Source organism: Sandarakinorhabdus rubra, assembly GCF_010994245.1.
GTDB classification, from domain to species: Bacteria; Pseudomonadota; Alphaproteobacteria; order Sphingomonadales; family Sphingomonadaceae; genus Sandarakinorhabdus; species Sandarakinorhabdus rubra.
Genome location: NZ_WMHO01000449.1, coordinates 1 through 646 on the forward strand (window position 1 = coordinate 1; position 646 = coordinate 646).

The 646-nt window shown below is 72.8% G+C and carries 1 pseudogene; it reads left to right on the forward strand.

The window, feature by feature from the left end:
- Positions 1-646, forward strand: a pseudogene (locus tag GJV64_RS15205) (ribonuclease E/G); the annotation flags it as partial.

Below are 646 nucleotides of genomic sequence, written 5' to 3' on the forward strand. Positions count from 1 at the left end.
CGTGGCGTCGGCCGCGCTCGCCGCCCTGCGCGCGCTGGAAGCCGAGGCGCTGCGCGGCCGCCATAGCGACCTGACGCTGCGCGCCGGCGAGGAGGTGGCAGTCTATCTGCTCAACCGCAAGCGCATCGAACTGGCCGAACTGGAGGAGCTTTATGGCGTCTCCATCGTCACCCGGCCGGATGACGCGCTGATTGGCCCCAGTTTCGAGATCGACACCGCCGGCCCGCCGCCATCGAAGAAGGTGGAAATGGAGCCGCTGCCCGCCATCGTGAAGATCAGCGAGGATGCCGACGAGGCCGAAGCGGCCGACGACGCTGACGAGGCCGGCGAGGACGAGGGCGGCGAGCGCCGGGAGCGTGGCGATGCCCGCAAGACGCGCGGCCGCCGCCGTCGCCGCGGCAAGGCGGGCGACGACGCTGCGGAGCCGGCCGAGATCGGCGCTGACGCCGACGCGGCGGACGCGGATACTCGCGACGATGAGGCCGAGAGCGACGCGGATGGTGATGGTGAATCCGCCGAGCGCGCCGAAGCTGGCGGCGAAGATCGCGGCAAGCGCAAGCGCCGCCGCCGTGGCCGCCGTGGCCGCCGCGGTGGCAATGGTGGCAACGGAGACCGCCGCGCCGATGCCGCGCCTGAGGATGCCGAT